The organism is Anaerobacillus alkaliphilus (assembly GCF_004116265.1).
Lineage (GTDB): Bacteria > Bacillota > Bacilli > Bacillales > Anaerobacillaceae > Anaerobacillus > Anaerobacillus alkaliphilus.
The window spans coordinates 386,465-408,662 of sequence record NZ_QOUX01000001.1; the positions used below are offsets into that span (position 1 = coordinate 386,465).

25 protein-coding genes are annotated in these 22,198 nt (G+C 36.8%); 19 read left to right on the plus strand and 6 right to left on the minus strand.

Annotation, left to right across the window (positions count from 1 at the left end):
• Window positions 1–22: 22 nt before the first annotated feature.
• Genes DS745_RS02015 through DS745_RS02030 form a run of 4 tightly spaced genes read left to right on the plus strand, consistent with a single transcriptional unit; the run spans window position 23 to window position 3,562 of the window.
• Window positions 23–469, plus strand: coding sequence for a GNAT family N-acetyltransferase (locus DS745_RS02015; RefSeq protein ID WP_129076533.1), 447 nt, complete (start codon window positions 23–25; stop codon window positions 467–469).
• On the plus strand, window positions 469–1,542 hold the full coding sequence (locus DS745_RS02020) for a DmpA family aminopeptidase (protein ID WP_129076534.1): 1,074 nt from the start codon (window positions 469–471) through the stop codon (window positions 1,540–1,542). Before DS745_RS02015 ends, DS745_RS02020 begins: the two co-directional genes overlap by 1 nt.
• Entirely contained in the window at window positions 1,529–2,908 is a 1,380-nt protein-coding gene (locus DS745_RS02025) for a cobyrinic acid a,c-diamide synthase CobB (protein ID WP_129076535.1), read from the plus strand. Before DS745_RS02020 ends, DS745_RS02025 begins: the two co-directional genes overlap by 14 nt.
• An 18-nt stretch (window positions 2,909–2,926) precedes the next feature.
• Window positions 2,927–3,562, plus strand: a complete 636-nt coding sequence (locus tag DS745_RS02030; RefSeq protein ID WP_277750897.1) for a precorrin-2 dehydrogenase/sirohydrochlorin ferrochelatase family protein — start codon at window positions 2,927–2,929, stop codon at window positions 3,560–3,562.
• A gap of 6 nt (window positions 3,563–3,568) precedes the next feature.
• Here the strand turns inward: DS745_RS02030 and DS745_RS02035 are convergent, their stop codons facing one another.
• On the minus strand, window positions 3,569–4,708 hold the full coding sequence (locus tag DS745_RS02035; RefSeq protein WP_129077005.1) for a glycosyltransferase family 2 protein: 1,140 nt from the start codon (window positions 4,706–4,708) through the stop codon (window positions 3,569–3,571).
• A gap of 148 nt (window positions 4,709–4,856) precedes the next feature.
• Here DS745_RS02035 and DS745_RS02040 point away from each other — a divergent pair, with 148 nt between their 5' ends.
• From DS745_RS02040 to DS745_RS02055, 4 genes are all read left to right on the plus strand, one after another.
• Complete coding sequence (locus tag DS745_RS02040; protein WP_129076537.1) at window positions 4,857–5,666, plus strand: endonuclease/exonuclease/phosphatase family protein; 810 nt, start codon at window positions 4,857–4,859, stop codon at window positions 5,664–5,666.
• Window positions 5,667–5,761: 95 nt separating this feature from the next.
• Window positions 5,762–6,388 (plus strand): CAP domain-containing protein, encoded by a 627-nt coding sequence (locus tag DS745_RS02045; protein WP_129076538.1) that lies wholly within the window; start codon window positions 5,762–5,764, stop codon window positions 6,386–6,388.
• Window positions 6,389–6,504: 116 nt separating this feature from the next.
• Complete coding sequence (locus tag DS745_RS02050) at window positions 6,505–7,050, plus strand: GNAT family N-acetyltransferase (RefSeq protein WP_129076539.1); 546 nt, start codon at window positions 6,505–6,507, stop codon at window positions 7,048–7,050.
• A gap of 503 nt (window positions 7,051–7,553) precedes the next feature.
• On the plus strand, window positions 7,554–7,943 hold the full coding sequence (locus DS745_RS02055; protein WP_129076540.1) for a VOC family protein: 390 nt from the start codon (window positions 7,554–7,556) through the stop codon (window positions 7,941–7,943).
• A gap of 178 nt (window positions 7,944–8,121) precedes the next feature.
• On the opposite strand, the gene DS745_RS02060 is transcribed toward DS745_RS02055, so the two are convergent.
• Window positions 8,122–8,640 carry a TetR/AcrR family transcriptional regulator gene (locus tag DS745_RS02060; RefSeq protein WP_129076541.1) on the minus strand — a complete coding sequence of 173 codons (519 nt, stop codon included), beginning with the start codon at window positions 8,638–8,640 and terminating at the stop codon, window positions 8,122–8,124.
• 107 nt (window positions 8,641–8,747) lie between these two features.
• On the opposite strand from DS745_RS02060, the gene DS745_RS02065 reads away from it, so the two are divergent.
• Window positions 8,748–9,086: a VOC family protein gene (locus DS745_RS02065; RefSeq protein WP_129076542.1), complete on the plus strand. Its 339-nt coding sequence runs from the start codon at window positions 8,748–8,750 to the stop codon at window positions 9,084–9,086.
• A 336-nt stretch (window positions 9,087–9,422) separates the two neighbouring features.
• Here DS745_RS02065 and gdhA read toward each other — a convergent pair whose 3' ends face one another.
• Window positions 9,423–10,805 carry an NADP-specific glutamate dehydrogenase gene (gdhA, locus tag DS745_RS02070; RefSeq protein WP_129076543.1) on the minus strand — a complete coding sequence of 461 codons (1,383 nt, stop codon included), beginning with the start codon at window positions 10,803–10,805 and terminating at the stop codon, window positions 9,423–9,425.
• Between the two features lie 196 nt (window positions 10,806–11,001).
• On the opposite strand from gdhA, the gene gltC reads away from it, so the two are divergent.
• The gene (gltC, locus tag DS745_RS02075) at window positions 11,002–11,907 is read left to right on the plus strand and encodes a glutamate biosynthesis transcriptional regulator GltC (protein ID WP_129076544.1); all 906 of its coding nucleotides are present in this window, start codon (window positions 11,002–11,004) and stop codon (window positions 11,905–11,907) included.
• Between the two features lie 270 nt (window positions 11,908–12,177).
• Here gltC and DS745_RS02080 read toward each other — a convergent pair whose 3' ends face one another.
• Window positions 12,178–12,660, minus strand: a complete 483-nt coding sequence (locus DS745_RS02080; protein ID WP_129076545.1) for a CarD family transcriptional regulator — start codon at window positions 12,658–12,660, stop codon at window positions 12,178–12,180.
• Between the two features lie 200 nt (window positions 12,661–12,860).
• Here DS745_RS02080 and DS745_RS02085 point away from each other — a divergent pair, with 200 nt between their 5' ends.
• Window positions 12,861–14,468, plus strand: a complete 1,608-nt coding sequence (locus DS745_RS02085) for an outer membrane protein assembly factor BamB family protein (protein WP_129076546.1) — start codon at window positions 12,861–12,863, stop codon at window positions 14,466–14,468.
• A gap of 40 nt (window positions 14,469–14,508) precedes the next feature.
• On the opposite strand, the gene DS745_RS02090 is transcribed toward DS745_RS02085, so the two are convergent.
• Window positions 14,509–15,081, minus strand: a complete 573-nt coding sequence (locus tag DS745_RS02090) for a cell wall hydrolase (RefSeq protein ID WP_129076547.1) — start codon at window positions 15,079–15,081, stop codon at window positions 14,509–14,511.
• Between the two features lie 305 nt (window positions 15,082–15,386).
• Between DS745_RS02090 and DS745_RS02095 the strand changes: the two genes are divergently transcribed.
• The 7 genes from DS745_RS02095 to DS745_RS02125 all read left to right on the plus strand — a co-directional run bounded on the left by DS745_RS02095 (window position 15,387) and on the right by DS745_RS02125 (window position 20,719).
• Complete coding sequence (locus DS745_RS02095; protein ID WP_129076548.1) at window positions 15,387–16,649, plus strand: ammonium transporter; 1,263 nt, start codon at window positions 15,387–15,389, stop codon at window positions 16,647–16,649.
• 31 nt (window positions 16,650–16,680) lie between these two features.
• Window positions 16,681–17,646: a DUF294 nucleotidyltransferase-like domain-containing protein gene (locus DS745_RS02100; RefSeq protein ID WP_129076549.1), complete on the plus strand. Its 966-nt coding sequence runs from the start codon at window positions 16,681–16,683 to the stop codon at window positions 17,644–17,646.
• A gap of 2 nt (window positions 17,647–17,648) precedes the next feature.
• Window positions 17,649–18,377: an exonuclease domain-containing protein gene (locus DS745_RS02105; RefSeq protein WP_129076550.1), complete on the plus strand. Its 729-nt coding sequence runs from the start codon at window positions 17,649–17,651 to the stop codon at window positions 18,375–18,377.
• A 26-nt stretch (window positions 18,378–18,403) separates the two neighbouring features.
• Window positions 18,404–18,760: a MerR family transcriptional regulator gene (locus tag DS745_RS25330; RefSeq protein WP_129076551.1), complete on the plus strand. Its 357-nt coding sequence runs from the start codon at window positions 18,404–18,406 to the stop codon at window positions 18,758–18,760.
• 193 nt (window positions 18,761–18,953) lie between these two features.
• On the plus strand, window positions 18,954–19,385 hold the full coding sequence (locus tag DS745_RS02115) for a hypothetical protein (protein ID WP_129076552.1): 432 nt from the start codon (window positions 18,954–18,956) through the stop codon (window positions 19,383–19,385).
• Between the two features lie 150 nt (window positions 19,386–19,535).
• On the plus strand, window positions 19,536–19,892 hold the full coding sequence (locus DS745_RS02120) for a hypothetical protein (protein ID WP_129076553.1): 357 nt from the start codon (window positions 19,536–19,538) through the stop codon (window positions 19,890–19,892).
• A 377-nt stretch (window positions 19,893–20,269) separates the two neighbouring features.
• Window positions 20,270–20,719 (plus strand): GNAT family N-acetyltransferase, encoded by a 450-nt coding sequence (locus tag DS745_RS02125; RefSeq protein ID WP_129076554.1) that lies wholly within the window; start codon window positions 20,270–20,272, stop codon window positions 20,717–20,719.
• Between the two features lie 85 nt (window positions 20,720–20,804).
• Here the strand turns inward: DS745_RS02125 and DS745_RS02130 are convergent, their stop codons facing one another.
• On the minus strand, window positions 20,805–21,509 hold the full coding sequence (locus DS745_RS02130) for a YwaF family protein (RefSeq protein WP_129076555.1): 705 nt from the start codon (window positions 21,507–21,509) through the stop codon (window positions 20,805–20,807).
• Between the two features lie 96 nt (window positions 21,510–21,605).
• Here DS745_RS02130 and DS745_RS02135 point away from each other — a divergent pair, with 96 nt between their 5' ends.
• On the plus strand, window positions 21,606–22,130 hold the full coding sequence (locus DS745_RS02135) for a type 1 glutamine amidotransferase domain-containing protein (protein ID WP_129076556.1): 525 nt from the start codon (window positions 21,606–21,608) through the stop codon (window positions 22,128–22,130).
• Window positions 22,131–22,198 lie beyond the last annotated feature (68 nt).

Genomic DNA, 22,198 nt, shown 5'->3' on the forward strand with positions numbered 1-22,198 from the left:
ACGCCATTAAAGGAGAAGGAATATGACCTGGAAGATCAAAACATATGAAGAATTAACAAAAGAGCAACTATACAACATTGTAAGAGAACGAATTAATATATTTGTTGTGGAACAAAACTGTCCTTACCCTGAACTTGATGATTTAGACCAAGGCTCTTTTCACCTGTTTTATGAAAAAGAAGGTGAGATCAGAGCATATTGTAGAATTTTACCTAAGGGCTTAAAGTATCAACAAGTGTCGATAGGACGAGTAATTGTAAAAGAGGAATATCGTCGTCAAGGGTTGGCATCAGAATTAATGAGAAATGCGATTACATTTGTCGAAGAAGAGCTTCAAGAACAACAAATTAAAATTCAGGCACAAGATCATTTACGAGAGTTCTATGGCTCATTTGGTTTCTCGCCTATTTCGGAAACCTATTTAGAAGATGGGATTCCCCATGTTGATATGATAGTAGGAGGTTTATAATGGACCGAAAGAAACTACGAGATTTAGGTATTCAGATTGGAAAGCTTCCACCAGGAGAGAAAAATTGTATTACCGATGTAAAGGGTGTTCGAGTAGGTCATCTGACGCTAATGAAAGAGCTCTTGGACGGAGAAGTAGTTCGTACTGGCGTCACCGCAGTTTTGCCTCACGGTGGTAATTTATTTCGTGAAAAGGTAATCGCTACAAGTTATGTCATTAATGGGTTCGGTAAAACGACGGGGTTAGTTCAAGTCGAAGAATTAGGCCTACTCGAATCGCCAATTATGCTCACAAATACATTTGGGGTACCAGCTGTTACTCAAGGTACATTGCAGTATATGCTTAAGAACAATCCAGAGATTGGTGACACCACAGGAACAATCAATATTGTGGTTGGAGAATGCAATGATAGCTACTTAAATTCAATTCGATTATTCCCTGTAACACCAGAAGATGCGGTTAAAGCTATTGAGAGTGCTAGTGAAGATCAGGCAAAAGAAGGTGCTGTAGGGGCAGGAACCGGAATGGTATGCTTTGGTTACAAAGGTGGAATTGGTGCTTCATCAAGGGTAGTAACGAATGAAGGTGCTTCGTATACGGTTGGTTGCCTTGTTCTAAGTAACTTTGGCAAACGAGAGGATTTTCGTTATTGGCAATACTCAGATCGAACTGAAGAGCCGGACTACCTTACGGACGGTTCGATCATGATAGTCTTGGCTACCGATGCACCATTAGGTGAACGACAATTAAAGAGACTAGCGAAGCGTGCCACGATTGGCTTAGGAAGAACGGGAAGTCACGCAAGTCATGGCAGTGGTGATATCGTGATTGCCTTTTCAACGGCAAAAACTGTTAGCCATTTTTCAGATCAGCAACAGGAAGTCATTCAACAAATTCGGGAAGAAACAACGGTTATGAACGAACTTTTCCAAGCTGTTACAGAAGTGACAGAAGAAGCGATTTTAAACTCCTTAACTAAGGCAACAACGACAACGGGTAGAAAAGGACGGCTCGTAAATGAGCTCCCATATAACTTTTTAGAGAAGAGTGGTGTCACTGTTGAGTCAGAATAGATTAGTTATTGCCGGTACTGGAAGTGGTGTAGGGAAGACAACGTTAACGATTGGGCTAATGGCAGCCTTAAAGAGTAAAGGATTGGTTGTACAAGGCTTTAAATGTGGGCCAGATTACATTGATCCTTCCTATCACACAGCTGTTACAGGAAGACCATCCCGGAATTTGGATAGTTGGATGTTAGATGAGGAAAAAGTGAAAGAAATTTTTCTGCGAGGAAGCGAAGAAGCTGATATTAGTATAATAGAAGGAGTTATGGGGTTCCTTGACGGTAAAGATCCACGTTCGAATGTTGGGAGCACTGCTGAAATTAGCATGATGACAAAAAGTCCTGTTATCCTTGTTGTCGACTGCTATAGTATGGCTCGGAGTGCAGCAGCTATCGTCAAAGGGTTTCAGACTCTTAGTGGGGGTGCAACAATTGTTGGGGTGATTGCCAACCAAGTTGGAAGCGAGGGGCATTATCAGCTTATTAAGACAGCGATTGAACAAGAGTGTGAGATACCAGTGGTAGGTTACTTGAAGAAAGAACTAAATATTGAGTTGCCAGAACGACATTTAGGGTTGATCCCTTCAATTGAACGTGGGGAGCTTACGGAATTTTTTCGTAGCTTAGCAAACTTAGTTTCGGAAACGATTGATTTAGAAGTGCTAATTGATCTATCAAAAGCTGAACAGCTTGAGGCGTTCCCTTCAATTTTTACAAAAAAGGAAGAACAAACTGTTCAAATAGCCGTTGCGAAAGATCAAGCGTTTAACTTTTACTATCCTGAAAATTTAGAAATACTTGAAGAAAAAGGTGCGAAGTTGTTGTACTTTTCTCCATTACAAGGAGAACGGTTGCCTGAAGGAGTCGACGGACTATACATAGGTGGAGGATTTCCAGAAGAATTTGCAGACGAGCTGTCAGCACAAGTTGAGGTAAAACAATCGTTGCTAGAGGCAATAAACAATGGGTTACCGACAGTGGCAGAATGTGGGGGCTTTATGTACTTAACTGAAGGTATTGAAACGACAGATGGAATTTCATATGAAATGGTCGGAGTCATACCAGGCTATGTTCGAATGCAAAAGCATTTAGTGGCAATAGGCTATCGAGAGATTAAAGGAGAAAGCGGAAATTTCTTATTTTTAGAAGAAAATGAAGCGAGAGGACACGAATTTCATTATTCTACGTACCACTCAAATAAGCCAGTCTCGTCTGCCTATCAAACGAGAGGCCTAGGTGGATCAGTGCAGGAAGGGTTTATGACAAGCAATCTAGTTGCAGGTTACACCCACATTCACTTCGCATCCTCGCTACGTTTGGTTGAAAATTGGATTTCTAAGTGTAAAGATTACCAACGAAATAACGAAGGGGTGTAAAATCTGAAAAGCTATCCGATTACCCTTAAATTAAGAAGTCAGAAAATCGTTATAGTCGGCGGAGGTGTTATTGCCGAGAGAAAACTGAGAAAACTCTTAGAAACTGGTGCAATTATTACATTAATAAGCCCAGAAATTACTGACTTGATATCCACCTTTGTTTCAGAAGGAAAGCTAACTTGGAAGAATAAGAACTTTTCTAAAGATGATCTGACAAACGCATTCATAATTATTGCAGCGACGAATTCTAGAGAGGTTAACCAACAGGTATATGAGGCTTGCAATCAAACTCAACTAATAAATGTAGTAGATAACCCAGCTTTAAGTAATTTCTTCGTACCGTCAACTTTTCGAAGGGGAAAGTTAGAGATTTCAGTTTCAACTAGTGGAGCGAGTCCCGGCCTTTCAAAAAAAATAGTAGAACAACTTTATACACAATTTGATGACTCGTATGAATGGTATCTTGACTTTTTAGCCGATGCTAGGTCGATCATCCAAGAGAGGATTACAGAACCGAAAACCCGTTATAGGATACAGAGAAACCTTTTAGAACCTATTTTTTATGAACTGACAAGAAGTCAGTCAGTGGAAGAGAGAAGAGAGCTATTAGAGGAATTGTTAACTAATGACGGAGAATTTAGTAGAAAACCATAGGAGGCCCTATGGTTTTTTCTTAAGCTCTTTCATTGAATAAAACGTTCCTCGCCACTGAATACCCCCACGGAAGCTAGTTAGGATTGTTGCTCTAGCTATACAATACATGAAGATAACCGCAGAGATTGGAAAAACGAGAAAATAACGTACCGCTCCTTTTGCCATGACGTTAGCCGTCTCTCGGTAAACTAAGAACAATAGTAAAATTGAAATTCCATACAGAGTACGAGTTACTCCTTCTGTATAAAAGAGCGCGAGGTACGGCCAAACCTGGGAAATGAAAATACCACTGAGTGCAAAGATGACCATAAAGTAGTTATAGTAAAGACCAGCGAATGTATTTTTTTCTAACCCGATGATTGCTTCTTTTAAGGAAGAATACCATTCAACTTGTAGATGCGATTGACCTCTGACAATTCGTTGTTTTCTGCCAATCTTTTTAATACTTACTCCAAGCATTAAATCATCATCAGGACGCATTGAAATGCTCTTATGTGTACCAACAGCCTCGTAGGCTTCTTTTGTTACCATATTATAAGCACCTATTCCTATCGCAACAGGGCTCTGATCATCATTTGCTCGCCAAGGTCTCTTAAAATAGGAAAATCCAAATAGAAAAAAGGTAACAAACGCTTTTGCCCAAAATGGTTTTACGTCCATATCTGGGGTTAGTGTTAAATGGTCAATGTTATTTTTGGTTAAGTAGGACAATGATTTTACTACAGTATCCTTTTCAAAATAGACATCACCGTCTGTAAAAAGGAGTATATCTCCTTTTGAAACTAGGTAGCCTTGATATAATGCATGGTTTTTTCCGAGCCAACCACTAGGGAGCTCATGAATGTGGATGGAACGTACTCGATGGTCTTCTTGGACCAATTCTTCTATCAGTTTCCCGGTACCATCACTGGAACGATCATTTACGATAATCCATTCAATATTTTGATACGTTTGCTTGAGTTGAGATTGAACACTTTTTTTAATATCCTTTGCTTCGTTTTTTGCCGCAATAATAATGGAAACCAGTGGGGTGTTACCTCCTAGGTCTTCTGATACATTTGTTAGGCTTTCAAGTTTACGCATTCCAAGGAAAGCATCAATCAGAACGATTAGCCAAAATAGACAAGTAATGATTGCTAGGATCATCAAGGGCATACATCCCCTTATCGTTTTATTTTAGTGTATCAAGAATTAGAAGCTATTCAAAATAAAAACTGGAAAGAATTACATACTGATTATTCGGACTATTCTAGTATAATGAAAATAGAGAATAATTTGAATAGGGGAATTTTACATGGGGAAACGGTTCTTGGGGATCATTATTGTCGTTATCTTGGTTATTAGTGCAAGTACATATTTTCATGAAAAATTGAAAGCAATTTATACTTGGCAAACTCTAGGTGAGCATCACTTTAATGGTGAGTTAACTGTTGTTACGTATAATATCCGATATGGCAAGGGACTTGATGGGCAAGTAAATCTGAACCGAGTAATTGCCACTCTGAAAGATGTAAATGCTGATATTATTTCGTTACAAGAAGTTGAGCGGTATAGCATTCGTTCTAATTTTTATGATCAAGTACGACAGATTGCCAGGGACCTAGATATGAACGTACTTTATTTTCCTTCACTTGCGTATCCAGGCTTTTATTATGGGAATGTCATTTTATCTCGGTTTCCTATTATCGATTCGGAAATCATCCCGTTTATCACTAGCCGTGAAAATCGGTCTGCGATTATTGGGAAAATACTTTTACCAAATTCGGAAGAGATTTATGTGATCAATACACATTTAGGCTTGGATAAAGCTGAACGTCTAAAAGCTATTCACCGTATCCATCAGTTCATCGAAGGAGTTAATAAACCCGTTTTTTTAACTGGTGACTTAAACTCAACACCTAGTATGATGGAGTATGAAATTTGGACTAATTATCTACAAAAAAGTAATGAAGGTATTCCACTACAGACATTTTATAAAAAAGACTGGCAAATCGATTATATTTTCCACAGTCATCATTTTACGGTAACTAATGTCAATGTTCATAAGAGTGATGCATCAGATCATTTTCCGGTAGTCGCCATGTTTAGACTTGGAAAGAAATAGTTGCAAAATATTTCTAGCATAGTTATGTATAAACGAGTCAAACTATTATTGGAAGAAAAACTTTTTTCTTCAAAAAAATGAAGGAGGGATTTCCAATGATAAAACGAATTTTTATTGCTGTGTTACTATTTACGTTCTGTCTTCCTGTAGTATCTCATGCTCAAAACATTCAATTTTTTAAAGAACCACCTTTTGAGCATTACAAAGTATCACGTGGAGATACATTTTGGTTCATTGCGCAAAGGTATGGACTTGATTACCGTGAGTTAATGAGATTAAACCCTGAGATTGTGCCTACAAATATGCATGTTGGTGAAGTCATCCGATTAAAACCATCGGCCGAGCATTCAAGTACATTTGAAGATCAAGTTGTGCGATTGGTTAATCAGGAAAGAAGAAACCGCGGTTTGAGTCCACTTACACATAGAGCAGACTTAAAGAATGTTGCACATAAGAAAGCTGAGGATATGATTAAATCTAATTATTTCTCACATAACAGTCCTAACTACGGTTCTCCTTTTGATATGCTAAGAACTTTTGGAATTAGCTATCAAACAGCAGGAGAGAACATTGCTAAGGGACAAAAAACTCCAGAGGCAGTTATGAATTCTTGGATGAATTCACAGGGGCACCGTGCCAATATTTTAAACGCTCAATACGATTCCATTGGTGTTGGATTTTATCACGGCGCATGGGTACAGATGTTTATAAAAGCTCGTTAATAATAATTACTTGAAGACCAAATTTTTAAGATTTGGTCTTTTCCTATGGATTTAGATAGTAGAGAATATACAAATTATGGTATAATTTTGAAGATTAAATGAGAGGGTGAAAATGATTGTTTTCATTTAAAGTAGATAATGAAATATCAATTGAACTTCTACAGCAACATCATAAGAATGAATTATTTGAACTCATTGATACAAATCGAGAACATCTTAGAAAATGGTTGTTATGGGTTGATAAGAGAAAGTCTGCGGAAGATTTTGAACCTATCATCCCCATTTGGATTAAAAACTACGCGGATAACAACGGTTTTGATGCAGGAATTAGGTATAATGGTAAATTAGTTGGTATGATAGGACTTCATTATATTGATTGGAAGAATAGTTCCACGAGTATTGGCTACTTTCTATCTGAAGAAGCTCAAGGGAACGGTGTTATTACAAGATCTTTGGCGTCATTGTTGACCTACCTTTTCAGAACATTAAATCTCAATAGAGTAAAAATTCAGTGTGCTAGAAATAATCACAAGAGTATGGCTATTCCCGATAGACTAGGGTTTGTTAGAGAGGGGATCAAGAGGGAAGGTCAATGGCTTTATGGCCATTACGAAGACTTGGTTACCTTTAGCTTATTGTCGAAGGATTGGGACAGTAAATAAAGAAGCTGGGTGCATGTCGTTTGGTTAAAGATTAGTTAGAAATCTAGCTATCAACTATTCAAGTGGATAATTTTTATCTTACTAGACTACTAGAAGTAAGAATTTTGGAAAGTTGATTAAGCCATTGCAATATAACAATTCTGACAGAGCTTTTACCACCAAACGAGAAAAGAGTTCGAGTGAATGACAGACTGTTTGCCACTGCAATCTTTCTGAAAGGTTTAAAAAAATGATTAATTCTATATAAGATCGGACTTCTGCAAAAAGACCAGATTAACTCTAATAATTCGTAGTAGACTAGATACTGCGCAACAAACTATCTTAGCATAGAGGAGAATAGTTGGACAACTCTTCTACACCTTATTTGTTATTTTCTGGTATTATCTAAGTGAGGAAGTTAGTTATTTTGTGAATTTTTTTCACTTACACTAACGAGCATAATAAGGAAAGTTAACTATCCAAATTAAAAATCATAATGAGTAGCTCACATTGGGGGGATTTGTGTGATATTTGAAATGACAAATCAAGTTCGTGTTAAGAACATTCAAGAAGGACAAATGTGGTATCAAACTTTATTTAATAGACAACCAGATTTTATCCCACACGAAGGTTTTGCTGAATGGGAAGTAATACCTGGTTGTTGGCTGCAAGTTGCCGAGGGGACCTCTTCTGAAGCAAGTGGTCCTATACGTTTTGGGGTAACAGACATAGAAGGTGAAAGGGAACGCCTTATTGAAGAATTAAACATTGATAGGTTTGAAATCTTTTCGAGAGAAGAGGTTCCTGTAAAATGGGCTACATTTACAGACCCTTGGGGAAATCGTCTTGGTTTCTTTGAATATTTAAATAAGAACGAAGAAAGAGAACGTATTAAAACGATTATGGGAAATTAGTAAATCATTATAGATTATTATACTAATGGATGGCAAGATTGATATATATGAGGAAAACTTTACTGAAGTTATGAGTAAAAGTACTTTTTAACGAGAGTACATATGCTGAATAATTGCGGTAGTCTTTTTTCAACAAATGGGAGAGAAAACATTTATTTCTTTAGAATGAATTGGGAACTCAATTGAGTTCCCTTTTTAATAGCCATTTAAGTAAATCTTTTCCTTGTTCATAAGTTATTTCATCTTCAGATATTGCTTTAAGTATGTAACGCCATGATGAGTAAATTACGATTTCTAAAGGTAAAGGGATGTCTTTACCAAACTCGTAAATAAATTTTTTAACTTGGTCATTTTTATAATCAGCTATATCTTCACTCAATAATCTGCAAATTTTCGATTTTACAGCAAAATCTAATGCGGTTATCAGCGCAGCCTCCAACCTTTTATTTGGCTGGTCAAACAAAGATGCTGCTCCCTCCATTCTATCAATAATTCTTTGCTCCATATCAGTTCTAATAACTTCATACAGGCTATATTTGGAGCCAAAGTGATGATAAACTGCACCAGTAGTTGTATTAGCTTTCTCAGCTAATTTTGTAATATTAACACTCTTAAACCCATTAAGACTGAACTCTTCTAATGCTACTTTAATCAACTTTTCTTTAACAGTTCCTGGTATTGGTATCCATTCTTTCATAAAGGTTATTTTATCATATTGACAACCATACGTAAATAGATTACGCTTAACATAACTTAATTACGTATTACATAAATAAATTATGCTTAATCGAAGGAGGAATAATTATGAAGTTAGTTTTTCTGTATCACCCTGTTAATAACATAAAGGAATCTGTTACTTTTTATCGGGAAAACCTTGGATTTGAAGAGGCTTGGAGAGAAGGTAATCATACTGTGGCTTTAAAGTTACCGAATACAGACATTCAACTTATGATTGAAGATGATGAAGATGGTTTATCAGCAGGTGGAGTTTTTTTAGTAGATAGTGTAGATGAATTTTTTGAAGAAAATAAAAAAAAGCTTCATTTTGTTAAGGAACCAATTGATATACCTCCAGGAAGATATGCCATCTATGAAGATAATTCTAGTAACCCAATAAGGATAATTGATTTCTCCAAAGAGTAAACGGGATAAAAAACAGGTAAAACAGATAAGATTTAATTATTATCTGTTTTTCTTTACGTGTGATTGTGAATTATTACACTCAAACTAAATCAAGTTGAACGAAAAACAACAGATCCATTTACTACACAGTACAACGATACTATTCAAGAAAATGATCTTCCGTAATTGGAAAGATTGTTGATGATCATTATTCATCGTTAATGAAATGGAAATCTGAATTAAATAACTCATAGAAAAGGGGAAACTAATTTTGCTAATTAGTTTCCCTTTTATGGTTAATTGTACAGTAGATGCTTGTATAGTTATCTATTTTTACTCACTGTTCATGTGTTGTAACTAAATTACCCCATGAGCAATCATCGCGTCGGCAACTTTTTTGAAGCCTGCAATATTTGAACCGACAACTAAGTTTCCGGATTTACCATACTGTTCGGCAGCAGCAACACTGCTTCGATAAATGTTTTTCATGATTTCATGTAGTTTTGCATCAACTTCTTCAAACGTCCAAGAAAGTCTCATGCTATTTTGTGACATTTCTAATGCTGACACAGCTACCCCGCCTGCATTTGCTGCTTTAGCAGGTCCAAATAGTACCCCGTTTGCAAGAAAAATATCCATCGCTTCAAGAGTAGAAGGCATATTTGCCCCTTCCCCAATTGCTTTTACTCCATTGGCCACTAATAACTTGGCAGAGGTTTCGTCAATTTCATTTTGAGTCGCACATGGTAGGGCAATGTCACAAGGGATTAACCAAATGTTCGAGCAACCTTCATGGTATTCAGCTTCAGGATGATAGGTTAGATACTCACTAATTCGTTTTCGGTCGATTTCTTTGATCTGTTTAACTGTCGCAAGGTTAATTCCTCGTTCATCATAGATATATCCGTTGGAATCACTACAAGCGACTACCGTTGCTCCAAGCTCTTGTGCTTTTTCAATCGCATAGATTGATACGTTACCAGAACCAGAGATAATAACTTTTTTTCCTTCAAAGCTATCACCTTTGTCTTTTAACATCTCCTGTACAAAGTAGACAGTACCGTATCCAGTTGCTTCTGTTCTAGCTAAACTACCTCCGTATCCTAACCCTTTACCTGTTAACACACCAGCAGGGTAGCCGCCTCGAATCCGTTTGTATTGTCCAAACAGGTAGCCAATTTCCCTTGCCCCAACACCAATATCACCAGCAGGAACATCCGTATCGGGATCGATATATTTGGCAAGTTCAGTCATAAAGCTTTGGCAAAAACGCATAATTTCTTGATCGGATTTCCCTTTAGGGTCAAAATCAGCTCCACCTTTACCGCCACCAATTGGTTGACCAGTAAGGGAGTTTTTGAAGATTTGCTCAAAGCCTAGAAATTTAATGATGCTAGCATTTACAGAAGGATGAAACCGTAAACCACCTTTGTAAGGTCCTATTGCACTATTGTACTGTACTCGGAATCCACGATTTACTTGAACGATCCCCTTATCGTCCACCCACGGAACTCGAAAAGAAATGACACGCTCAGGCTCTACGAGACGCTCGAGGATATTTTGTTGAATATATTTAGGGTCTTGAGCAAGTATCGGAATTAAGGAATCAAATACTTCTTTTACAGCTTGGTGAAATTCTGACTCTCCTTGATTTCTAAGCTTTACTTTTTCAAAGACGTCATTTACATACTGTGCTGCATTGTTTAAGTGTTCTTTTTGAATCTCTTGAACTGTAGGCATAAATTAACTCCCCTTTTTATTAACCAAATTTGGTATGATAGATTTATAAAAAAATTCCGATAATTAACAAGGTCATTGATAGATTATCTGACATTCCGTTATGTATAATCATACATGGATAAAATAATCTAAACCAATACGTAAATTAGATATAATTAATGCCGGAATGAGATTGGATGTAGGGGGATTAACAATAATGGAATTAAGACAGATACAATATTTTATTGAAGTTGCCAAAAGAGAGCATGTGACAGATGCTGCGAATAACATGCATATCGCTCAATCTGCAGTAAGTCGGCAAATATATAATTTAGAACAAGAGTTGGGAGTGGAACTATTTATCCGTGAAGGACGAAATGTAAAGTTAACTCCAATAGGAAGAGTTTTCTTAGAACATATGAAGGAAGCAATGCAAGTGATTGAAAATGCCAAACGGGAGGTAGAGGAATTCTTAGATCCAAAATGTGGGACAATTAGAATTGGTTTTCCTAGCAGTCTAGCGAATTATACGTTACCAACAGTTATTTCGGCTTTTCGTGAAGAGTTCCCATTGGTGAAATTCAAACTAATCCAGGGCACATATCATTATTTAACAGATGCAGTAATCAATGGGGAAATTGATATAGCGGTACTTGGACCAGTTCCAAAGGAATCGAAAAAGCTGAAGAGTGAGGTCTTGTTTCAAGAAAAGCTTGTAGCGTTACTGCCTTCGAATCACCCACTAGCAGAAAATCGGTCGATTTCACTTAGCGATCTTAGAGAAGATCAGTTTGTCCTTTTTCCAACTGGATTTATTTTACGTGAAATTGTTATCAGTGCTTGTAAACAAAATGGGTTTCAGCCAACCATATCTTTTGAAGGGCATGATATTGATGCAATAAAGGGCTTAGTATCAGCAGGATTGGGAGTAACATTAGTACCTGAAATTACCCTTATTGATAACCACCCACGTTCAACAGTCAAGGTACGGGTGACCGAACCTGAGGTGACTAGATCTGTAGGAGTCATTATTCCTAAAGAACGAGAGCTATTACCAACAGAAAAGCTATTTTATAACTTTCTAAGAAACTTTTTTGCAATGCTTGGTGGTTTTAATAAATAAAGGCTCTTTTCGTAAACCTTGCTCCTGCGGTTACTCGTCGCACAAAAAAACTGTGGCTTTTTTACCCTAAAATAATCGCCTAGATGAAGATATCAGCCAACAAATTATGTAAGAAAAGAGCAATACTAACTAACTTAGTTGTGAATTCTTAGTATTTTGTGTAAAAATCCGGCTTTTGGGATTTTTCCGAAAGCAACAAACTATGCGAAAATAGCCTAAGTAAAAGAGCATAGGGTCTTTACCCCATGCTCGAATTTGTTGTATAGGCAGTTATTGATTAATGACGGTATTTATATAATCAGTTGCTTGGTTTTCTTCCATGTTCTGAACGAGAACAAGTTCACTGATAAGGATATTTCTAGCGTTGTTTAACATCATTTTATCGCTTGTTCCAAGTGGTTTCTTTTTGCTACTACGACTTAGGTCGCGAATAACTTGTGCACCTTCATAAATATCTCCAGTTTTCATTTTATCCATATTATGGCGATACCTCTGGTTAGGATGAACTGGTTGATTAGAATCGACATCACTTGAAAGAAGATGAAATACTTTTTCTAAGACACTTGAGTTAACAACTTCTCTAATTCCTAGTTTAGATGTTTTTTCAGTAGGTATCATTACCTGCATTTTTCCAACAGATAAACTCATAATATAGTAAAGCCGTTTTTCTCCTAAGACTTCCTTTTCCTCTATGGCTTCAATGATACCAGCGCCATGCATTGGGTAGAAAATCTTGTCACCTATTGAAAACATAAGGTCACCTCCTGAACATTATCATTTAATTATAACATATGTTGTTGTAATTGTAAAATTATTTATAATAACATAAAGTTAATTGCTATGTCAACAACCATATATAGGGTCCTAATAAATTTTTCTTACCCAATTATTTTTCTGTCTTGGCCACCATACATATAATCTGTGGCTTAGAAAATAATTGGGCGGTGTGTTTGTTGAAAAGATATATAAAATATGGGGTATGTTTGACGTTACTTATCCAAGGGTGTTCATCCGTAACCATCTATAACCCTACTGATGTAGCAACAATTGCGAGGGAACAACAGCTTATTCATAAAAGTAAAATGTTTGGCGATAATCGTTCTATCATCGAAGTAGTAAAGGGTGATCTCTCTATCATCGATTTTGAATTAGAAGTCGTTGGAGAACGGGATCTTGAGTATACAGACGAAGAAGCTCAATCTTTTCCAGAGATATATACAGAAATTGAGGGAGTTTTAACTTTTCGCGGAAACCATTACCGAACGTCGCCTTCCTATGGAACGATTGGGTCTGGTGTCTCATATGAATTAGAGTCAGTCTGGAATTTTCAAACTCAAACAAGTCCAAGGTGGGGCGGAGGGTCGGGATGGACAGGGCAACCAAGTATTGTGAAGTGGGAACCAGAAGTGAAAAAGATCATGAATGTTTTTGAGAAGTTTAAGGAAAAAGAAGAGTTTGTGGAGGTTATATATGGATCATTAGATGGGAGCGTGTATTTTTTTGAACTAGAAACAGGGGAAAAAACAAGAGACCCTATCCGCATTGGAAATCCAATAAAGGGAAGTGTTGCAATTGATCCTAGGGGCTACCCACTTCTTTATGTTGGCGATGGGATTCCGCAAAAATCTCCATTTGGCCAAAGAATATTTAGTTTAATTGATAGTACGGAGCTGTATTTTCAAAAAGGAGAAGACCCCTTTGCCTACCGTGATTGGGGTGCTTTTGATGGTTCGCCTTTAATTAATCGGTTAACAGATACATTAGTTAGTGGTGGAGAAAACGGAATTTTTTATAAGACAAAATTACATACAAAATTTGATATAGATAAACGTACAATATCTGTAGACCCTCGTCCAATGAAATATCGGTACAAAATTCAAGAAAACTATTATCAAGGGATTGAAAACTCAGTAGCAGTGTATCGTAACCTAGCTTTTTTTTCGGATAATGGTGGTAGCGTTCAGGCATTAGACCTAATGACAATGGAGCCCTATTTTGCTTTAGCCCCAATAGATGATACAGACTCGACGATAGTAATAGATCTGGAAGGTAAACAGCCATTTATTTATACTTCGACGGAAGTAGATATTGTTGGAAAAGATGGCAATGCTCATATTCGCAAAATTAATGGTTTAACTGGTGATGTAGTTTGGGATGTAGAGTATCCTGCATTTTTCTATGATGGTGTGAATGGTGGTGTATTGGCAACACCGGTCATTATTGATCAATTGGTGATCTATGCAGTTGCTAGATATAAACAAAGGTACTCAGGATTAATGGTAGCACTAAATAAGGATACGGGTGAAGAGGTTTGGCGTTGGGAAATGCCTCATTACGCTTGGTCTTCTCCCGTGAATGTAAAGACTGAAGAAGGGTATACTTATATTATCCAAGCTGACTCGGTCGGGAATTTACACTTTATTGACGCTATCTCAGGAGCAATCATCCATCAGATAAATCTTGGTTCAAATATTGAATCTTCTCCTGCTGTTTTTAACGACATGCTCGTCGTCGGAACAAGAGGTGGGAAGTTCCATGGAGTGAAAATTCATCCAAAATAAAAAGGCTGGAGTAGCGTCATTGCTACCCAGCCTTAATTTGTTATTTAGCAAATACATGATTCCCAATTGTTACAGTGTGTTGTCTTGTTGCATTCCAATGGTTAGTAGCAATGGCTGGGTTATAGAAGAATAGTGAACCTCTACCTTGCCCACGGAAAGCAATCGCTTCGTCTACAGCACGGATCGCTGAAGCTGTAGGAGTTTGGTTTATCGTGCCTGTACGAACAGGAGTGAATTGACCAGTTTGATAGATAACACTCGAGATCGTGTTTGGAAACAGCGAGCTATCTACGCGGTTTAAGATTACTGTTGCAACGGCTACTTGGCCTGCATATGGTTCACCTTTTGCTTCTGCTGTCACTAATTGAGCCATTAGTCGCTTTTCTGCAGCTGTAACAGAAGAAGGAATAGTTAAACGTTCACCGACGAAGATCATATCTCCCGCTTTGTTGTTTGCTGTTTTAATAGAGTTAACAGGAACTCCATAATGATTAGCAATTAACCATAAAGTGTCTCCACTTTTAACTGAGTGGACGGTTGAAGCCTCAGTTTGGGTGTTACCGACAAAAAATAAAGTTGTCGCTAGTGTCAAAGTCATAATTAGTTTACGCATTGTATACCTCCGCTTAAAATCTATTATTTTTTTTGCTAGCTCGTATACTAGACTAACAGATTAGTAGAGGACAATCATTAGGTAAACGATGGTACTATTTCCAACACTCCAATAAGGGAAGAATATTTGATTTTTTCAAAACATTGACAACACAACAGCTAAAACGCTTACAAAATTATATTAAAAAAGTACTATGTTAGATAAGTTCCCAAATATGTTGTTGTGAAAATTCAGAAAAGTATAATCATACTTAACAACCGATGTTAGCCAAAAGTTAACTCGAAAAAACAAAAGGAGTGTTGGGAATGGATCCGATTTATTTAATGAATAACGTGTGGATTATTATTTGTTTTACGTTGGTTTTACTAATGCAAGGTGGATTTATCTTATTAGAAGCAGGGTCAACAAGAATGAAAAATGCGGGTCACATTGCCGGCAAAACAATTTTTACAGTTGGTGTTGCTTCTCTTGTTTTCTGGGCAGTAGGGTATGGTTTTATTTACGGTGAAGGAAACGCATTTATCGGTTTGTCGGACTTTTTCTATGGAGACTTTACAAGTGTTGTAGATGGCTTAGCCGGTTCAGTTGACTTCATGTTCCAATTAGCGTTTGCTGCGATTGCTTTAACAATAGCGTTTGGTGGATTTGCAGAACGCGGAAAGTTATCTGCTTACGTAGTGTTTGCAGTACTTTTTTCCGCAATTGTTTATCCAGTTGTAGCTCATTGGATTTGGGGCGGTGGTTGGTTAGCTGATCACGGCAAACAAGATTTTGCAGGTTCAACAGTCGTTCATTTAACTGGTGCGATGGCAGCATTGGCTGCAACGATCATCTTAAAGCCTCGTATTGGGAAATTCAATAAAGATGGTTCAGCAAATGATTTAGCAGGTCATAACCAAGTTTATACAGCATTAGGTGTCTTAGTTCTTTGGGTAGGTTGGTTTGGATTTAACGCTGGTAGTACATTAGGCGTCGATGATGCATTCTTCGGTTACGTTGCTTTAAATACACAGCTTGCAGCTGCGGCTGGTGCGATTGCTGCGATGTTCATTGTTTGGGCTGTTTCTGGTAAAGCAGATATTCCTACAACTTTAAATGGTGCTTTAGCAGGGCTAGTAGCAATTACGGCATCATGTGCGTTTGTTGCTCCGTGGGCAGCCGTACTAATTGGTATTATTGGTGGTCTAATCGTTTACTTTAGCATGAAGTTATTTGATAAAGCTCGTATTGATGATCCAATCTTTGCTCTTTCTGTTCACGGTGTTGCAGGGGTATGGGGAACACTTTCAACTGGTTTTTTCGCAACACCTGAATTAGCAGAATTAAACGGTGGGGCAGCTGGATTGTTCTACGGTGGTGGACTTGGTCAATTAGGGGTTCAAACGATGGGTGTAGTTGCTTGTGGATTATTCGCTTTCGTTGTTTCCTTTATTATCTTAAAAGTAATGGATAAAACAATGGGTGGTATCCGTGTTACTGAGGAAGAAGAGATCATTGGTCTTGACTTAAGTGAACATGGAAGCTACGGTTATCCTGAAAGCATGCCAGACAAAAAGCAAGGTGCTTAGAAGCTAGCAACCTTTGAGGGGAATGATTTCCTTGAAAACTTATGAACAAGTGAAGGAATTTCTTGAGAAGAAGTTACCATCAGTATCATGGGACCATCAAAAATTAAACGAATTCCACGAAATCATCATGAAAGAAATTATACAAATTGCTCTTACAAAAGTAGAAAGTGAGTTGGGGAAACCCCCTACTCACTTTGCTTTCTTTGTCATGGGAAGTGCAGCTAGACATGAGCAATCAGTTTGGAGTGATCAGGATCATGGAATTATCTATGATGGCCCTGATCACTTCCACTCTTACTTCATAAGAATGGGTAAAGAAATTACAAGAGGTTTTGCCTTAGCTGGGTACGAACCTTGTGATGGGAATGTCATGGCCTCGAATCCTTATTGGTGTAAGTCAAGTGCAGACTGGACAACACAAATCGCGCAATGGTTTGATGAAGCAGATTGGGAGTCTTTAAGGTACTTTTCTACATTTTTTGATTCGCGCGTGTTAGCGGGTGAGGATAAGCTATTATTAGCTTTAAAAACATTTGCTTTCTCTAAACTAGATGAAAACCCTGTTCTTTACAAACGCTTGTATGAAAATGTAGGTTTTGTAAAGAAAGGGATAGGGATATTCGGACAAATCCTTAGTGAGGAGAAAGGAGAAGAGGCTGGAACAATTAATTTAAAACAGACAATCTTCTTTCCTTATGTAAATTCACTTCGCCTTTTAGCTTTAATTGAAAAAATTCCTGAGGCATCGACTCTCGAGCGGTTTCAAAAACTACCTGAGGGCTATGAAACAATTAAAGTCTACCAGTCATATTTCTTAAAGTTGCTTAATTATCGTTTGTATTTTCAAAAAGATGCGGTTAGTTATAAAAAGGTTCATTTATTACCTGTCAACGCAATGTCAGCAAGAGAAAAAGATGGACTCAAAGAAATCATGAAAAAAGGACGTCAGTTATTTAAGGAAACGAAAGAAATCATTGACCGTAGGTGTTCACCGTGAACATGAACCAAATGATGCAATTCTTAAGGCAAATACCAGGGAAATTAGGAGGAAACTCATATTCATCAATAGCAAATCAAAATGACCCAAGTAATGTAGCCTTCCTTAGACAGTTGCAACGGGAAATAAAAAAACAGGATGTCCTTGAGTTACCATTCGCAAAATTAAATTTAGTTGTTTTTGATATCGAAACAACGGGTTTCTACCCACATAAAGGTGACCAAATTCTTTCAATAGGTGCAGTGAAAATACGCGAAGGTCGGGTTATCGAGGAAGAGTTCTTTTATTCATTGGTTTATAGTGAAATAGGACCATCAGAAGAAATCACAGCATTGACAGGTATTACAAAAAAAGATCTTGAACTGGCTCCAAGTATGTCTAAGGTTCTCACTGATTTCTTTCAATATGTTAAAAGTGACCCACTGATAGCCCATCATGCCAATCATGAACGAAACTTTATGCAACACGTGACATGGTCTGTATTAAAGACTCGCTTTGAGCATCGAGTCATTGATACATCGTTTTTAACGAAAATTGTTGAACCGATGACAAGTATGGTTACTTTAGATGAATGGTGCCATTACCTTGGAATTACCATTGAACATAGGCATCATGCCTTACATGATGCCATTGCTACGGCAAAGCTTTGGGTTGAAAGTGCTCAACTTGTTCAAGAGAAGGGCTTTCATCATCTAAGGGATGTTTACACGTATTTAGCCTCACAAAAATAATTTTCTAATTAAGGGGTGGAGGTGGCTTGGTAAATAAAATTCCTCAGCATTTAGCAATTTTCCCGATTAGTAATGTAGTGGAAATGACCAACTTATCGGCTCGACAAATCCGTTACTATGAGGACCAGGATTTAATTCAACCTCTAAGAAATAAAGGCAATCAACGGATCTTTTCTCTCAATGATATTGAACGATTACTAGAAATAAAATCCTACATTGATCAAAAAATTAATATTGCAGGAATAAAAGCAATTTTTTCTTCCAAAGTTCAAGAGCAAAATGTCTACGCGCAACGTGATCACGCGTTTTCCGAAAGTGAATTAGAAGAAATCTTCACCTTCGTTCAAATAAGGATGGCACTGAATAAAAAGAATACAGAATGATAAATTTATAAAAATGCAAAAATATATCGAATAAAATTTGCATCAGAAAAGCAGAGGTACTGATTACCCTTCTGCTTTTTTTATTTAATAAGTGGGAATATATGTTAAAATTAGAGTTGTATTATCATAGTGGAAAACTTGATGAAGGTTAATTTTGCAGAGTTAAATGACTTAATAATGAAAGGGTGTTGAAATGGACATATTTTCAAAGCTAATAACAGCATTTATTTCTGCCATAATACTATCACTAATTCTATCATACATGAACTATACCCCATTACCTCAACAGCAAGAAGGAATTGGTTATTGGTCATTTTCTGGATTGCTTCAAGTGTATTTACTTTACTCTTTACCTGTATTTCTGTTTGGTGGAGTTACATTTTCTATGTTCGTAGATTTCATATATAACAAACTATCTATCGCAAACCAAATCATTAATTACCTTTTAAAACTTGTTTGCTATGCAACGGGAGGTTTAGTAATTATGGGCGTTTTAGTCCTGCCAGGGAATTCTATTGCATCTTTAGAACCTGTCCCTTATCTAATATTAGGGATAATATCCGCCTTGTTGTTTTTGCATGTTAATATAGGTACAGAAAAAGTTTTAGAAAAAATTGTTAATTGACTTTTTAAAGAGAGCGATAACAGGTTTAAGGTTTTAGTCTTGTACTTGTTGAAGGAAAGTAAAGGGACAGCAACATTAATACCTTTTCATATTGAATAATAAAGTGAAGCAAGGAATCCATTAGTTCCAGACATGGTAGGTAGGTGGAAGGTGAATTTAGATAAACAAAGATACAATAAGAAAAAGTTCTACGGAAAATTAGTTCTGCTTGTTATTTTAATAGTCATTGACGTGACAGGGGTAGGAGAAAGAACTAAAATTGAGCAAATGGGAATTATAGATAAATATTATGTAGAAACAAATACAAGAAAAACCTCAATGAACAGCTCAATTATTATTCCAGAACATTACCGTTATGTATTCTTAATTAATAATAAAGAAGTTGAAATTAGGTATTTTGGAAAAGATCATGAGAATTTCAATATCAACGATAAAGTTACCGTTGAATACAAAATACCAATGAACATATTTAAAAAACCGTATATAACATCCTATGATTTTAATTGAAATCTGCAATAGTTTAATAATCCTCGTTTCTGTTACGGTGTTTGAGGCAGTTTAGTGAACTGTGAATAAAAAATGCTAAATAGGAACAGTCACTTATTATCTAAACAAGGCAGGATAGGTAAACAAGTGAATATTGCAACTTTTGATGTTTAGATAATGGAGGTGTTCATTTGAGACTACTACTAATAATAGCGACAGCCTATGCAGTAATCTTCGGAATAAACATTTTTATAGACGTGGCTGTTCAGTTTTGTAAAACTATGTATTCAGCGGGGCATGACTTGGGAATCTATCTAAAAGATTTTTTCAACTAAGGTGCAATACTTGAATAAAAAATCAAATCTATATCGCTGATTAGCTATGAATGGAGGGCTCCGTTGATTAAGAAAATCGACATTAGTAATAAAAATAACGCTGAAGCTGTATTAAACATTCAAATACCATCGTATAGGGTAGAGGCAGAAATAATTGGTTCAGATGATATACCACCTTTAAAAGACACAGTTCATTCTTTGCAAGATTGCGGAGAAACTTTCTTTGGGTATTATGAAGATCATGAACTTTGTGGAGCAATATCTATAAAAGTAGAAAATGATGAAGTTGATATACATAGGTTAATCGTACATCCAAAACACTTTAGAAAAGGATTTGCACAGTCACTATTGGATTTTGTAATCAATAACTTTGCAAGAAAAATAATAAAAGTAGCGACAGGCTCTAAAAATACTCCTGCAGTTAATTTTTATAGAAAAAATGGCTTTGATAGTATTAAAGAAGTCAAAATAAATGAACAACTATCTCTTACATTTTTTGAAAAGAAATTATAAGTCAGAAGAAAGTGAAGTGAATGACCTAATGAGAAGAGACCATTACGCTGCTTACATAGTAAAATCGTAAGGGTCTAAACTGGGTTCACTGTCTTTGTCTTAAATAAAATGGGACACAAAGTAACAAAAACAGAATGATTGCAAGGAGCTCTAGAGATAAGATATACCAGGGATAGGGTCCAAGCCAATCAAGAATGCTAGGTGTCACAGGTTTTCTCGCTAAAAACATATAATTGGCACCTGTGAGGTGATTAACAGTGATTGCCACTGCAGCTATACAGTTTAGGACTAAAAAGGCTTTGAATGCCGAGCGGAATTTGACCGTATAGTTACAAACCCATATCATATAAAAAATTGCTAAGATAATTGCAAAATGAGCAATAAAGTAATGGAAAAAACGGAAGTGCGGAAACGTGTAAAAAAGTTCAGGGGTAATTATGGCTTGAAATGCTCCTCCGACTCCAAAGAAATAAATAATTTCAAATACTTTATATGAATTAGTTGCAAGCATAAACGAGCTTGTAACCAAGCTTATCGTACATAAATGTAATGGTAGATTGTATTGTATATCCCAAAGTCCCGTTAAGATGCTCCAAGTAACGATACCGATTTCGGAAATAACTAGTGTCGCAAACAAAATCCAGCGAACTTGTCTCATGAAAGGATGATGACGAAAAAGGAATAGCAAGATAACAAAGCCGCCAAATATATATAGGGCCATTAAATGTTCAAAAGATAGAAAAAGATTTCTGTCAATATGTTCGCCTGGATGAAAAATGAATGGTTTCATGACTTCACCTCCATTTGTTAGTGTTCCACTTTTTTACGCTTAATGATAAAATTTTCTGGGTAATAATAAATAGACAAAAAAGAAGAGGTGAGCAATGTGCTTTTACAAGGGAAAAAGGTTATACAAATTGTTAGTGATGATTTTGAAGATTTAGAGTTATGGTACCCAGTTTTACGCCTACGGGAAGAAGGGGCCGAAGTACATATCGTCGGTGAAGAGGCTAATGTAAAGTATGTAGGAAAGTATGGAGTTCCTATTGAAAGCGATTTAGCTTTCCGTGACATTAACCCTGATGATTATGATGCTTTATTAGTTCCAGGAGGATGGTCTCCAGATAAGTTACGTCGCTATGAAGAAGTTCTTCATATGACAAGGGAAATGGACCATGAGAAAAAGCCCATTGGACAAATTTGTCATGCTGGTTGGGTATTAATCTCTGCAGGTATCTTAAAAGGGAAGACGGTTACAAGCACGCCTGGAATAAAGGATGATATGATGAATGCGGGTGCAACTTGGCTAAATGAAGCAGTTGTTGTAGATGGTCACTTAGTCTCAAGTCGCCGTCCACCAGATCTTCCAGACTATATGAGGGAATTTATCAAGGTGTTAGCCGCAAAATAGGATCGAAGTCTCACTTTCAAAATCATGGGAAGTGAGACTTTTTTGTGTTATTGTTAAAATGTGGATGA

Bases quoted from the DNA above. Each gene is read 5' to 3' on its own strand.
- DS745_RS02015 (WP_129076533.1), top strand. From the start codon at position 23: ATGACCTGGAAGATCAAAACATATGAAGAATTAACAAAAGAGCAACTA.
- DS745_RS02020 (WP_129076534.1), top strand. From the start codon at position 469: ATGGACCGAAAGAAACTACGAGATTTAGGTATTCAGATTGGAAAGCTT.
- DS745_RS02035 (WP_129077005.1), bottom strand. From the start codon at position 4,708: ATGATCCTAGCAATCATTACTTGTCTATTTTGGCTAATCGTTCTGATT.
- DS745_RS02040 (WP_129076537.1), top strand. From the start codon at position 4,857: ATGGGGAAACGGTTCTTGGGGATCATTATTGTCGTTATCTTGGTTATT.
- DS745_RS02045 (WP_129076538.1), top strand. From the start codon at position 5,762: ATGATAAAACGAATTTTTATTGCTGTGTTACTATTTACGTTCTGTCTT.
- DS745_RS02060 (WP_129076541.1), bottom strand. From the start codon at position 8,640: ATGAAAGAATGGATACCAATACCAGGAACTGTTAAAGAAAAGTTGATT.
- DS745_RS02065 (WP_129076542.1), top strand. From the start codon at position 8,748: ATGAAGTTAGTTTTTCTGTATCACCCTGTTAATAACATAAAGGAATCT.
- gdhA (WP_129076543.1), bottom strand. From the start codon at position 10,805: ATGCCTACAGTTCAAGAGATTCAAAAAGAACACTTAAACAATGCAGCA.
- gltC (WP_129076544.1), top strand. From the start codon at position 11,002: ATGGAATTAAGACAGATACAATATTTTATTGAAGTTGCCAAAAGAGAG.
- DS745_RS02080 (WP_129076545.1), bottom strand. From the start codon at position 12,660: ATGTTTTCAATAGGTGACAAGATTTTCTACCCAATGCATGGCGCTGGT.
- DS745_RS02090 (WP_129076547.1), bottom strand. From the start codon at position 15,081: ATGCGTAAACTAATTATGACTTTGACACTAGCGACAACTTTATTTTTT.
- DS745_RS02095 (WP_129076548.1), top strand. From the start codon at position 15,387: ATGGATCCGATTTATTTAATGAATAACGTGTGGATTATTATTTGTTTT.
- DS745_RS02105 (WP_129076550.1), top strand. From the start codon at position 17,649: ATGAACCAAATGATGCAATTCTTAAGGCAAATACCAGGGAAATTAGGA.
- DS745_RS02115 (WP_129076552.1), top strand. From the start codon at position 18,954: ATGGACATATTTTCAAAGCTAATAACAGCATTTATTTCTGCCATAATA.
- DS745_RS02130 (WP_129076555.1), bottom strand. From the start codon at position 21,509: ATGAAACCATTCATTTTTCATCCAGGCGAACATATTGACAGAAATCTT.